The following is a 12801-nucleotide window of genomic DNA, read 5'->3' on the forward strand; positions in this document are numbered from 1 at the left end:
TGTCCGACAGATCGTGGAACCACCCCCGGATGTTCCCACGCGTGCACCCGTCCGGAAAGGCATCCGCCCTGCGCAGCGACGCAGTGACGGCTCCAGCCGCCGTCGAGCTCAGGTGCCGAGGTGGGCGGCCAGTCCGGCTGTGACGAAGGCGGCGTACTGCTCGAGGTTCCACCCGCTGCGCACCACGAGCAGGTCGTACACCTCGGGCGAGCTGTAGGTCCACAGGACGTCCGTGGCCCGCCCGAGGGTCAGGCCGGGCGGGAGGTGCCCGGCATCGGCGAGGCGGCGCGCGTTGTCCGCCATCCGGGCCCGCCGCGTGTCATCGAGCTCCCGTGCGAGGTCCGCGAGCTCCGGGTCGTGTTCGGCCGCGACCCGGACGAGGAGCAGGATCGGGGCCACCCGCGGTGCGACCTCGGTGGCCAGCCGGCCCCAGCCCTGCAGCAGCTCCGGGAGGTCCTCGGCGTCCAGGGCGTCGGAGCGGGTCTCGGCGGCGACCGGGCCGGAACCTCCCAGCGCCTGCTCCACCACAGCGCGGAGCAGGCCCGGCCTGCCCCGGAAGCGCTTGTAGACCGACTCCGCAGAGACCCCGCAGGCCACCGCGACCTTCGGGATGGTCAGGGCTGCGTACCCCTCGCCCAGCAACAGGTCGCGGGCCGCCTCGATCAACGCCGCCCGCACCCGCTCGGCCCGTGCTCGACGGGCAGCCCCGTCGTACTGCCTCTTGACGTCCGTCACTGCACGTCCCATGCTTGCAATGTTCGATACAGGGCAGTGTAACGGAAATCGGAGAGCCAGATGCCCAGCGACTCGCTTCCATTTCTCCTGCGACTGCAGCAGGCCACGAACGACCACGACCTCGACGCTCTTGTCGACTGCTTCGACCCCGAGTACCGCAACGACGCGCCCGCCCATCCCAGCCGCGCGTTCGAGGGCACCGACCAGGTCCGCAGCAACTGGCAGCAGATCTTCACGTTCGTTCCCGACGTCCAGGCCCGCGTCCTGAGCCACGTCGTCGACGGGTCCGACGTGTGGTCGGAGTGGGAGATGAGCGGCACCCGCGCGGACGGCACCCCGCACCTCATGCGCGGGGTCATCGTCTTCGGTGTTCGGGGCGACCGAGCCCTCTCGGCCCGCTTCTACCTCGAACCGGTCGACGAGGCCCGCACGACAGCCGATGACGCCGTTCGGGCCCAGGTTCGCGCAGGCACGTCGCCGTGATCGTCGTGGCGGGTGGCAGCGGCCTGCTGGGTCACCACGTCGTCGCCAACCTCCTCGCCCAGGGTGAGACGGTGCGGGTCCTGGTCCGCGACACCACCCGGGCACGAGCACTGTTCGGCGACACCGTCGAGGTGGTCGGTGTCGACGTCCGTCGCGGGGAGGGCCTCGACGAGCTCACGGCAGGTGCATCCGTCGTCGTCTCGGCAGTGCACGGCTTCCTCGGCGGTCGCGGCGCCGGACCGGTCGAGGTCGACGAGCGGGGCAACGCCCACCTCGTCGACGCCGCGACCGCAAACGGCGTCGGCGTCGTCCTCGTGTCAGTTCTCGGTGCCTCGGCAGACAGCCCGCTCGACCTCTTCCGCGCCAAGCACAGTGCCGAGCAGCACCTGCGCGGCAGCGGGACACCGTGGACGATCGTGCGCGCGTCGGCGTTCCTCGAGACCTGGCTGGACATCCTCACCAGGACAGCCCACACGTCAGGCCGACCCCTGATCTTCGGCCGCGGACAGCAACCGATCCCCTTCGTCTCCGCTCTCGACGTCGCCGCAGCGATCAGCCGCGCAGCCACCGACACGACCCTTCGCGGGCACGTCCTGGAGATCGCGGGTGAGCCGATGACCATGACCGAGCTGGCCCGAGCCCTGCAGGCCGCGCAGGGCTGGCACGGCACACCCCGCCACCTGCCACGACTGCTGCTGCGGTCCCTGGCTGTGCTCGCCCGCCCGATCAGCCCCGCCCTCGCCCGCCAGAACAGGACCGCACTCGCCATGGACGCGGGGATCCTCACCGGACCGGCCCCCACCCCCGGCCCACTCGGTCCACCGCGGCAGACCCTGCCCGCCGTGCTCGCCCGACTCGCGAGCTGAGCAGCCCGGGGAACGTCGTGGTCCCACGCAGGAGCACCGTGGGTCAAGGGCACGGGGCCCGCGTCGGAGGGTACTCAGTGGGTGCAGGTTCGAGGCTAGATCTGGGCGTAGTCCTCGGTGAACCACAGCTTGCCGGTCGCGGCGTCGAGGTAGACGTCAACGCCGAGGGTCGTGAACAAGGGGTCGAGCTTGTTGACCTTGTGGTCGTCGTTCGGGGCGACCTCGTTGATCATCGTGGTGTGCAGGGCCAGGGCACCGGCCACCGTTCGATCGGTGTTGAACCCGACGTTCTCCCCGACCGAGAGCCAGGGCACCCCCTGGTCGCTGATGCGGGTGTCGAAGCTCGCTTCACCGGGCGCCTGGTGCGTCATCTGGTTGGCCGCGGCCATGGCGAGGTTGTGCTGGTGGGCGGAGCGTTGCAGGGCGTCGCTCCAGACCACGGCGGGTACCCCGTTCTGCTGGCGGAAGCTGTTGGTGGCGTCGAACAGTGCGCGGGCGGCCTGCGCCTGGACGCCGTCACCCGGCGAGGCGGTGACGGCGGGAGCAGCCGCGGGGAGCACCACCGCCATCGGTGCCGGTGGAGTGCTGGCGGGGGCTGAGGGGGCTGAGGGGATGGCCGCGGCAGCCACTGGCGGGGTGGGCCCGGGTGCGACGAGGGGTGTGGCCGTCGGCGGGGCGCTGGTCTCCGGCGCGACGAGGGGTGTGGCCGTCGTCGGGGCGCTGGGACCGGGAGCTGCGGCGGTGGGCGCGGTGGTGCTGGGCGCTGTCACGGCGGTGACCGCGGCATCGCGTGCGCCGGTGGCGGCGGGAGTGCCCGCGGGGGCGCAGGCCACCGCGGCGAGGCCCACCAGGCTGACCATGACCGTGACGTGCAGTGCTCTAAGCCGGGTGCGGGGTCGTGCTGTGGTGCTCATGGCCCCACCGTCACACGCGCATCGTGATCAAACCCGCCTCAATGGTTCCCCGTTGGGGTGAACAACCCTCCCATTCGAGTGGAACGTGACTCCGAGTACCTCTCGGCGTGCGGTGCGTCACCCGATGCGGCCCCGGAGCTCCCCCACCTCGGGGAGGGGGTGGTGTGGGGTCAGGGGCGGGTGGTCAGGCCGGTGAGGGTGGTGGTGACGACGACGTTGGAGAGGTAGCTGCGGGTGCGGGTGTCGAACTCGCCGCCACAGGTGACCAGGTTCAGGGCACTGCCCCCGTGGGGGGTGTAGACGAGCTGGGCCGGGAACTCGCTCTTCGGGTAGGTCGTCACGGACGTGACCCCGAAGTGGGCGACCGTGCTGTCGTCCAGGACGACCTCGACCTGGTCACCAGGGCGCAGGGAGCCGAGCCGGTAGAACACCGCCGGGCCTTGGTAGGAGTCGACGTGGCCGAGGATGACCGCGGACCCCAGCTGTCCCGGGACCGGGCCCAGCCCGTACCACCCGGCCTGGGCGAAGTCGGTCGGAACCTCCACCGTGCGGTCGGGGTTCAACCCCAAGCGACCCAAGGACGTGGCCACCCCGATCGCTGGGATCCGCAGCGTCACCGGGACCGCTGCGTCCCCCCCCGGAGCCCCGGCACCCGTCGCGCCCACCGCGCTCGCGGCCGCGTCTCCCGACGGTGGCGTCGCTGCTGGTGTGAGGACCTGCGGGCCGGTGACCTGCCCCGAGGTCGTGGCGGTGACGGCGGCCAGGGCGGCGTCACCACCGCGCAGCCCCACCGTCAGACACGCCGTTGCGGCGAGCAGCAGCACCACACCGGTCACCCACCACCGGCGTGGTCCCCGCCGGGGCACTGGGGCGGCGTGACGACTCACCTCGTCACCGCCGCACCCGGTGCGAGATCACGGCCGAGCCCGGTGCGCGCCCACCCCGTCCTCGGCGGCGAGCACCTCACGGCGCTGGCGCACGGCCAGCCCCATCGCGAGGACCGAACCCGCCAACATCACCAGGCCCAGCTCGACCAACATCGTGTTGGTGCGGTTCGCTGCCCCGCCGGCACCCGTCTCCGGGTGACCCAGCGGCACCACGGCGCGGGCCGTCCGCGCACCCGCGACCCCCGAGCTGCCACCAGCAGCCCCCGCCACCTCGGCGGAGCCCGCAACAACGCTGCCGCGGCTGACCCTTGCACCCAGCACACCAGCACTGGCAGCCCCAGTGCCAGCGACACCGGCCCCAGCGGTATCACCGGCCCCAGCGCCACCGGCCCCAGCCCCGGCGCCACCGGTCCCGGCGGTATCACCGGACCCGGCCCCTGCCCCGGCCCCACCGGTCCCGGCGGTATCACCGGACCCGGCCCCTGCCCCGGCCCCACCGGTCCCGGCGGTATCACCGGACCCGGCAGTGCCACCTGCGCCCGCCGGTGCGCCCCCGCCACCGACGGGGGCCCCGGTACCCGTGCCACCGCCCGCACCGGCACCGCCCGTACCGCCCACCACCGGGGGCGCCGTCGCGGTGGTGGTGGTGGCGCCTGCTGTGGTGGTGGTGGCGCCTGCTGTGGTGGTGGTGGCGCCTGCTGTGGTGGTGGTGGCACCCGCGGTGGTGGTGGTGGCGCCCGCGGTGGTCGTCGTGGCGCCCGCGGTGGTGGTGGTGGCGCCCGCGGTGGTGGTGGTGGCGCCCGCGGTGGTGGTGGTGGCGCCCGCGGTGGTGGTGGTGGCGCCTGCGGTGGTCGTCGTGGACTGTGTCTCGCAGGTGGGTCGGGTGATGGTGTTGGTGTCCAGGGTGACGGCCCCGTTGCGGGCCAGCACCCGGCCCTGCACGGTGGCCCCGGTTTTGAGGGAGATGCTGGTCAGGGCGAGGACGGAGCCGACGAAGGTGGTGCTGGTGCCGAGGGTGGCGGAGCTGCCGACCTGCCAGAACACGTTGCACGCCTGGGCCCCCCTGACGAGGGCGACGTTGCTGCTGGACCCGGTGATCAGGGTGGAGCCCACCTGGAAGATGAACACCGCATCGGGGTTGTTCTCCCCGTCGAGGGTGACGGTGCCGGTCAGGCCCAGCGCGGAGGACTCCTTGTAGACCCCGGGCGCGAGGGTCCGCCCTCCCAACTCTGCCGACGACAATGTTTCGGTTGGGGCGCGCCCGGCGGCGTCGTTGTAGCCGATGGTCAGGTCGATCTGGGCCTGCCTTGCGACGTCGTCAGCCGCGTGGATCGAACCGTTGGACACCTCAGGGGAACCGGTGACCGCAGCCCCGGGGTACACACCCAGATCGCCCGAGACCTTCGTCGGGCCTGTGTTGGTCACGGTGGACCCGGCGAGGACCGCGAACGATTTCGCGGTCAGCAGACCCACGGTGGGCTGCGCCGCGAACGCCTCGCCGGCTCCTGAGGCCAGGCCCACGACCAGCAGGGCGCTGGACAGCGCCACCCCCAGCCCGGAGACCGCCATCCACGGGGACCGTCGGGGTGTGCGGGGGGCGATCAACAACGCGTGACGTGCCATGAGAGTGCGCTTTCCCCCGGCGGCCACCCCCTCGCAACGGGGGCACTGCAGGGACATCAAAGGGGGCCACTGGCCGGATCGGAGTCGGGGACGCGGGGTGGTCGGCGACAGGTGTGAAGCGCCCCGGCGGGACGGGCTCGAGCTCACATCAGTGAGTAATTGACTCATCGCGGACTGTAATACCGGTCGGTTTGCGTACTACGCGAAACGGCAGGTACCACCCGTCGGGGTCAACACATCAGCAGGGTGGCCGAACCGACCCCTCGCCGACCATCGCGGAGAGCACCGTCTACCCACGGGTAGCCCCACAGGGTCAGCACCCGGTCAGGCCCTCCGGTTACAAATGGTTACCGATGGCCACCGGAGAAGGCAGGGTGACGACCAGCGGTCGGCAGCTGTGGACCCCACCCCCCGAACCAATCATGATCATCGAAACCTCGACTGACCGCTCATACCCGTCGCCGCGCGGACGCTGGCGGTGTGCCAACGAGAACCGAGCAGCGGGTCAGGTCGCCGACGCCGGCACGGGCCCCATCCCTCTCGAGGTGCGCAACAGTTCTCGTGGCGACTGGTCTCGATTCCTCGTCCGAACCTTCCGGACGGATGGCGATCGTCTGACCACTCCGCGCCGGACGTCCCCATTCATGAGGCATCGGAGCGGATTGCGCATCGTCCAGCAGCACCACAGCAGCACAACGGACGAGACGTGTCTCTACGCCACCAGCCTCGTCCTGGTGGCTGTTGATCCAACGGTCGGCGCTCGTGCTGCTGTCTCGCTCTCCACGGACACGTTGCTGACAGCTTCCAACGGCCCCAGTGCCCAGGTGACCAACAAGCAACCTGACTGCTGCTCCACCCTGGGTGAGACGACGGAATGCCTTGGCCGCTGGCGGGGCGTTGGCGCACCTCGGGGGTGGAGCAGGGGGCTTGCGGGCTTCACCCTCTCCCGTCCACCAGGTCGTCGACGACCTTGGTGATCCGGCGCGCTCGGGTGCCGGCGGCCTTCGCCCCCTCCACTGCGAGGGTGTGCCGACGCCGGTTGCTGTAGGACAGGGCGTCGAAGGCGGTCCGGGCCGCTGGAGCGGCGTCCAGGGCCGCGGCGAGGTCACCGGGCACCACGAGGACCCGGGGCGCGGTGTCCACGACGAGGTCCACCAGGACCTCCTGCCCCGCCTCGATCCCGGCCGCGGCCCGGTGCTCGGCGCTGACGGGCACCATGAACTTCCCGTTCATGCTCGCCACCGTGCTGGGGTAGCTGTGCCCGCCGTTGAGCGTGACCGTCACTGCAGGCTTGCGGCTCGAACCGAGGGCCTCGACCACATCCGGGGGCACCTCGATGCCGGTGGCGGTCGTGCGGGCGAGCAGCAGCACGGTGCGGAACTCCATGCCGCGGTCCTCCCCCGGGGCGCACCGACCTGACCAGGTGCGAGAAGGGGACGTTCACCGGCGAAGGGACACCCGGGGCTCCGCACCGAGAGCATGCCGGGTGAGTACCCCCGACCCCCGGTCGGCTCGCGCTGACGATCGCCCGGCTCCCCGGGCCCTCAGCGGACCTTCAGCCTCGGCGAGGCACAGTGACGAGCAAGCCTTCGTCTCCAGCTCCCCCTTGGAGCTCCCTCACCCCCCTGGAGACCGTCTCGATGAGCGTCCCGCACACCACCGCGGCCCTGGCCCTCGACGGGTCCCAGATCGACGGATCCCTCTACCTCCAGGTCACCACCTTCGCCCGCGACACCCCCTGGCTCAACGGCACCCTCAACGCCTACTCCAGCTACGGGATCGGCGTGTTCGTGCTGCTCATCGCGGCGGCCTGGTGGATGGCGCGCCGCGCGAGCACCACCACGATGACCGCCGCCCTGGCCGTCCCCGTCGCCGCCGTCCTCTCCTACGTGGTCGACGCCCTCGTCAAGGTCGCCGTCGCCGAACCCCGCCCCTGCTTCGCCTACCCCACCGCCTTCGTCCTGGAGGACTGCCCCGCACCCAGCGACTACGCGTTCCCCAGCAACCACTCCGTGGTGGTCGCTGCCATGACCGTCGCCCTCGTCCTCGTCAGCCGCCGCCTGGCCCTGGTCGCGGCCGTGGCGGCCGCGGTCATGGGGTTCTCCCGCGTCTACGTCGGCGCCCACTACCCCCACGACGTCCTCGCCGGACTGCTCATCGGCGCGGTCGTCGGCTACGTCGTCGCGGTGGCCGCGCGCCGATACGCCACCCCGCTGGTCGACAGGCTCAGCACGACCCGGCTGCGCCCCCTGCTCACCACGGGGGCCGGACCACAAGCGGACAGCCAGCCGCGGTAGCGCGCACGGACGTGTCCAGGACGACCTTCGCCGCAGCATGCTGCCGTGGGTCGTGCTGGGACCGTGGACGTCACGGGCTCGGGCTTCGCTACGCCGACGTTGTCCTCGGGCAGCTCCTCCGAGGGGACGAACGCGCACACCAGCTGCATCTCCTCCTCCTCTACCCACTCTGGGTGTCCAGTTGCCCTACCGCGTTGGGTCACGATGGGTTATGGTCAGCATCTACATCACCCTAAGTTACCGACTCCGCGCCAAGGCACACACCGATGTCGCGCCAAGACACTGAGGACTCGCCGTGGACACCTGGTTCGACTCTCACGCCAAGCGCGCTTCCACCCGAGTGGGCGAAGTGGCCCCCTCCACCCTCAACCGTCGGCGCTTCCTCGCCCGGACCGCGGTCGTCGGCGGTGTGGCCTGGACGGCTCCCACGATCTTGTCCGCCTCGCCGGCCTGGGCGGGCATCTCGATGTGCCCGCCCGGCGTCACGTACTGCGGCGTGACGTGTTGCACTACAGCACTTCCTTGTGACACGACTTTAGGCGCCCCGACGTGCTGCAATACGCAATATTGCCCCAATACTCCCACTACGTGCTGTCAAGATGCCCCTTCGGGTGGTTCTGGATCACCTCAGATTTCGTGTAGCAGCTCCGGAGCGTGCCCTGGTACGTTGGGAGGATTTTGCTTGAACAGTGGCCAAGGGAGTGGGGGGTGCTTTACCGGTTCCCAGCACTGCAACAATCCAGGACCACAGCAAAGAGGCATCTGCGGCGGTACCGGGGCAAGTTGTACCGGTGATAGCGATTGCGTTTCCAATATCTGCAACGGCGATGCACAGCACCCACCGGTAGTACCGGTGGGACAGAGGACCTGCGCCGCCGCCTAGCCGGGAAAGTTAGGGATTGCTCTTCGGGCTCCGAGTCGCAAATGATGTGCGCATGAGCCCGACCCCGCCCACAGGCTCCTCGGCGCCCGTAAGCAGACGCGGAGGCGGGGAGCGCGTGGTGTCATCGTCGGCGTGGAGCGCACTCGGTCAACGCTTCACCGTCTCAGGCGGCACCCCTGCTGCGGACGACTCGCTCGCCCTGCTCCTCGGCGGTCTCGACCCCTCCCCTGCGACGGAGGGAGACGAGCGCTTCGAGCTCACCCGCGCGGAGACGGTCGCGATTGATACCGGGTTGCCCGTCACCGACGTCCTCACCGGCTTGGTGGGGTCGATCAACCACGCAGCGCTGGACGGCGGCGAGGGCAACCTGCTTCTGCACGCGGCCGCCGTCGCACGACCCGACGGGGGATGCCTGGTCCTCTGCGGCGCGTCCGGTAGCGGTAAGAGCACGCTGACCGCAGCCCTGGTCGCGGGGGGCCTGGGCTACGTCACCGACGAGACGGTGTGCCTCGACCCGGTCTCGCTGCGCATCACCCCGTACCGCAAGCCGCTCTCGCTCAAGGTCGGTGCGCAGCAGCACCTCCCGCACCTGGCGCCCAGCGCCGAGCTGCCCGTACCTCACGAGGAGGGCAGCGCCTGGCTCGTGGCTCCGAGCCGGCTCGGCCCCTACCCAGATCCCCCGGAGCGGCTGCACCCGGACCTCGTCGTCTTCCTCACTTGGTCCACCGCGCACCCCCCGGGCGTCCGTGACCTCACTACCGGTGAGACCGCATTCCTGGCCGGCCGGAACAGCTCACGCCTCGCGGTCACCAAGGGCGGTCCACTGACTGCGCTGGCCCGGCTGGGGCACCAGGTTCCGGGGTTTCGGATGCACCACCACGACTCCGACTCCGCGGCCGCCGCGGTGCACGACCTGTGGAGCGAGGTGGCGCGGTGACCGGACGCCGGCACCTCGTGCGCGCCGAGGGGGTGGACGACGTGGAGCTCGACGACGAGGTGCTGCTGTGGAGCGGCACCGAGCTGCACCTGCTCTCCGGGGGCGCGGCCCCGGTCTGGCGTGCGACCGACGGGGTGAGCACGCTCGACGAGATCATCACCGCAACGGCGAACTCGGCAGGGGTCGACCGCGCGGTGGTCGAACCGGAGACCGTCGACGTCATCGACCGGCTGCAGCGTGCCGGACTGGTCGAGGAGCACCCCGGATCGCCCGGTCCGCGGTGGACCGTGCCCCCCGGGACCGGGTGGGTACGCGACGGAGACGTCGTCGTAGTGTCCCGGCACGGGTCCGGTGCGCGGGATGCCCTGTCACCCACCGCCGCCCGCATCTTCGAGCTCGCCTGGTCAGGACTTGGGCTCGGGGACCTCGTGGACACCGTGGCGGCGGAGTTCCGCGACGCCCCACCCCACCTCGAGGACGCCGTGACCGCGCTGCTGGCCCAGCTCGAGGCGGGCGGGTACCTGCGACGGACGGGGACGCAGTGAGCCCCGTCGTGGACCACCCCTGCTACATCTCCCTCAAACCCTGCGCCACGGTAGCGACCGGGAGAGGCCCGGCCGACCTCGTGGGTTCGGCACCCGACCACGGCACTCCCTGTCCACCGCGGTGATCGACGGTGTCCGCCGCGGTGATCTACGGTCGCGCTGATGAACGACGAACCACCGGTGCTCGACCCCCGGACCTCGGCCGAGTTGGCCCACGCCGAGATCGCGCACCTGCTCGCCCTGGCGGGCGTGCCGACGCTGGCCATCAAGGGCCCCACCGTCGCCCTGTGGCTCTACCCCGACGACACGCGCAGCTGGGGTGACGCCGACGTCTGGCTCCCCCCGCACCGGATGGACGACGCGGTGGCCGCGCTGGGGGGCCACGGGTTCACCGAGGTGCACCCCGGAGTCGACCACCACACCAGCGAGGACCACGCCGTGGTGCTGCAGCGCCCGGTGGCGACCACGGGGGGCGGCGAGGTCGACCTGCACCACCGCTTCCCCGGTGCCGACGCCGATCCCGAACGGGTCTTCGCCGTGCTGTGGGGGCGTCGGGAGCGGACCGCCCTCGGGCACACCCCGGTGTGGGTGCCCGACCGGAGCACGCGGGCGCTGCTGGTGGTGCTCAACTCGGCCCGCACCACCGGAGTCGCCCAGGCCGAGGAGGACCTCCGCCGGGTGGTCGCGCCGGACGACCCCGGTGGACTGCCCGGGGTGGACTGGGAGGACGTCGTCGACCTCGCGGTGCGGGTGGGGGCGCTCCCCGCGCTGCGCGCCGGGCTGGACCTCGACCCCGGCGGCGCGCGGGTGGTGGCCTCGATCCCCAGGCTCGGCGCGGCGACTGCGTCGCGAGAGTGGTCGTTGCGGTCGTCCGGGGCGTCCCGGACGGCGGTGCGCCTCGCCGAGCTGCGACGGGTACCGCCCCGCGAGCGAGCACGTCGGTTGGTCCGCTGGGTGGTGCCGCACCCGGCCGTGATGCGCATGCGCGACCCGCGCACCGTGCGCGGCCGTGGCGCGCTGCTGGCGGGGTACCTGCGGCGCCTCGGGCAGGGCGCCAGGGAGCTGCCGACCGCGCTCGGGGAGCTCCGACGCGTCCGGCGCCGGTAGCTGGTGGCACGGCGAGCCCGTACCTGAGACACAATGGAGCCCATGACACTGTTGGTCCTCGTCGCGCGGCTGGTCCTCGCCGCCGTCTTCGTCACCTCCGGCGTGGCCAAGCTGCGCGACCAGGCCGGGTCCCGGACCGCGGTCGCGGACTTCGGCGTCCCGGCAGCGCTCGTGCCGCTGGTGACGGTCGCGCTGCCCGTCGTGGAGCTGCTGGCTGCCGTGCTGCTGCTGGCCGCGGACCCCGCCGCCCTCATCGGTGCGGTGCTGGTCCTGCTCATGCTGGCCGCGTTCACCACCGCGATCGTGGCGAACCTGGCGCGGGGCCGGCACCCGGAGTGCCACTGCTTCGGCCAGGTCAACTCCGGGCCCACGGGGTGGTCCTCGGTGGCCCGCAACCTCGCCCTGGCCGTGGTCGCGGTGGTCGTGCTGCTCCCCGGCGCTGGTCGGCCGCCGTGGGTCGGGGCGGTCGTCGCCGGCTACCGGGGCGATCAGCTCGTGCTCGGCCTGCTCGTCGCCGCCCTCGCCCTCGCCGTGGTGGTGCTGGGCGTGCTGCTGCAGGCGCTGACCACACGCTACGGTCGGGTGCTGCTGAGGCTGGACGCCGTAGAGGACGCCCTGGCCGACGACGGGACACCACGTACGGCGCCCGGGTTCGAGCTTCCGGACCTGGAGGGCCGCCCGGTGAGCCTCGAGGGAGTGGTCGACGACGGCACCTCGACGCTGGTCGTCTTCATCAGCCCCGGCTGCGCGCACTGTGGGGAGCTGATGCCCGACCTCGCCCGCTGGCAGTCCGCCGACGGCCCCGTGCGAACCCTCGTGGTCTCCGAGGGAACCGCTGAGGCGAACCAGAGCAAGGCAGTGGGCTCGCCGGGGCTGCAGATCCTGCTTCAGGCCGAGCGGGAGGTCACCGAGGCCTACGGCATCAAGGGAACCCCCGGGGCGGTGCTGGTCGGACCGGACGGCTCCCTCGTCGGCCCCGCGGTCTACGGCGTCGACGCCATCCGGCAGAACCACGACTTCGTGCTCGCTGAGCTGACCGGGGACGGCACCGGTCACGGCCACGGCCACGGCCACGGCGACGGGTTGCTGCAGATCGAGCCGCGTCCCGTACGGGTGGGCGACACCGTTCCCCTGACCGCGCTGCGCGACGAGTCCGGTGACGGGGACGGTCCGGTCGGGGCCGAGGACGACGCCGTGCTGGTGTTCTGGGAGAGCACCTGCGGGTTCTGCCTGCAGATTGCCGGCGACCTGGCCGCCCACGGGGAGGACGGCCCGCTGGTGCTGGTCAGTGCCAGCGATGCCGCCGCCGTGCGAGGGGTCGGCATCGTGGCCCCGATCGCCCGGGACCCCGGCGGCGAGGTGGGGGCGGCAGTTCAGGTGCCCGGCACCCCGACGGCGGTGCGGGTGCGCGCGGGCGTGGTCAGCGAGCCGCCGGCCGTCGGGGGACCTGCGGTGATCGCACTGCTGAACCGCGTGGCGGTCGCGGTCGGATGAACCGCAGCCACCCCTCGTAGGCGATCAGAC

General features: G+C 71.9%; 12 protein-coding genes. 7 read left to right on the forward strand and 5 right to left on the reverse strand.

Features of this window, described 5'->3' with window-relative positions; all coding sequences use genetic code 11:
- Positions 1-108 precede the first annotated feature (108 nt).
- Complete coding sequence (locus tag RHODO2019_RS17060) at positions 109-747, reverse strand: TetR/AcrR family transcriptional regulator (protein ID WP_265382898.1); 639 nt, start codon at positions 745-747, stop codon at positions 109-111.
- Positions 748-795: 48 nt separating this feature from the next.
- Between RHODO2019_RS17060 and RHODO2019_RS17065 the strand changes: the two genes are divergently transcribed.
- Together RHODO2019_RS17065 and RHODO2019_RS17070 are read left to right on the forward strand one after the other, a co-directional pair.
- Positions 796-1218 (forward strand): nuclear transport factor 2 family protein, encoded by a 423-nt coding sequence (locus RHODO2019_RS17065; protein WP_265382899.1) that lies wholly within the window; start codon positions 796-798, stop codon positions 1216-1218.
- Positions 1215-2084 (forward strand): SDR family oxidoreductase, encoded by an 870-nt coding sequence (locus tag RHODO2019_RS17070; RefSeq protein WP_265382900.1) that lies wholly within the window; start codon positions 1215-1217, stop codon positions 2082-2084. The genes RHODO2019_RS17065 and RHODO2019_RS17070 overlap by 4 nt, the downstream gene beginning before the upstream one ends.
- A gap of 95 nt (positions 2085-2179) precedes the next feature.
- Here the strand turns inward: RHODO2019_RS17070 and RHODO2019_RS19230 are convergent, their stop codons facing one another.
- The 4 genes from RHODO2019_RS19230 to RHODO2019_RS17090 all read right to left on the reverse strand — a co-directional run bounded on the left by RHODO2019_RS19230 (position 2180) and on the right by RHODO2019_RS17090 (position 6894).
- Positions 2180-2944 (reverse strand): CAP domain-containing protein, encoded by a 765-nt coding sequence (locus RHODO2019_RS19230; protein WP_290428881.1) that lies wholly within the window; start codon positions 2942-2944, stop codon positions 2180-2182.
- Positions 2945-3168: 224 nt separating this feature from the next.
- Positions 3169-3834, reverse strand: a complete 666-nt coding sequence (locus RHODO2019_RS17080; RefSeq protein ID WP_265382901.1) for a class F sortase — start codon at positions 3832-3834, stop codon at positions 3169-3171.
- Between the two features lie 78 nt (positions 3835-3912).
- Positions 3913-5454 (reverse strand): ice-binding family protein, encoded by a 1542-nt coding sequence (locus RHODO2019_RS17085; RefSeq protein ID WP_265382902.1) that lies wholly within the window; start codon positions 5452-5454, stop codon positions 3913-3915.
- 990 nt (positions 5455-6444) lie between these two features.
- Positions 6445-6894, reverse strand: coding sequence for a YdeI/OmpD-associated family protein (locus tag RHODO2019_RS17090; protein ID WP_265382903.1), 450 nt, complete (start codon positions 6892-6894; stop codon positions 6445-6447).
- A 254-nt stretch (positions 6895-7148) separates the two neighbouring features.
- Between RHODO2019_RS17090 and RHODO2019_RS17095 the strand changes: the two genes are divergently transcribed.
- From RHODO2019_RS17095 to RHODO2019_RS17115, 5 genes are all read left to right on the forward strand, one after another.
- Entirely contained in the window at positions 7149-7805 is a 657-nt protein-coding gene (locus RHODO2019_RS17095; protein WP_265382904.1) for a phosphatase PAP2 family protein, read from the forward strand.
- Between the two features lie 998 nt (positions 7806-8803).
- The gene (locus RHODO2019_RS17100; protein ID WP_265382905.1) at positions 8804-9625 is read left to right on the forward strand and encodes a hypothetical protein; all 822 of its coding nucleotides are present in this window, start codon (positions 8804-8806) and stop codon (positions 9623-9625) included.
- The gene (locus tag RHODO2019_RS17105) at positions 9622-10170 is read left to right on the forward strand and encodes a PqqD family protein (RefSeq protein WP_265382906.1); all 549 of its coding nucleotides are present in this window, start codon (positions 9622-9624) and stop codon (positions 10168-10170) included. The genes RHODO2019_RS17100 and RHODO2019_RS17105 overlap by 4 nt, the downstream gene beginning before the upstream one ends.
- 162 nt (positions 10171-10332) lie before the next feature.
- On the forward strand, positions 10333-11277 hold the full coding sequence (locus tag RHODO2019_RS17110; RefSeq protein WP_265382907.1) for a nucleotidyltransferase family protein: 945 nt from the start codon (positions 10333-10335) through the stop codon (positions 11275-11277).
- A gap of 42 nt (positions 11278-11319) precedes the next feature.
- A complete protein-coding gene (locus tag RHODO2019_RS17115) occupies positions 11320-12771 on the forward strand; it encodes a MauE/DoxX family redox-associated membrane protein (RefSeq protein WP_265382908.1) in 1452 nt (483 codons plus the stop codon).
- Positions 12772-12801: the final 30 nt, after the last annotated feature.

The organism is Rhodococcus antarcticus, from assembly GCF_026153295.1.
GTDB lineage: Bacteria > Actinomycetota > Actinomycetes > Mycobacteriales > Mycobacteriaceae > Rhodococcus_D > Rhodococcus_D antarcticus.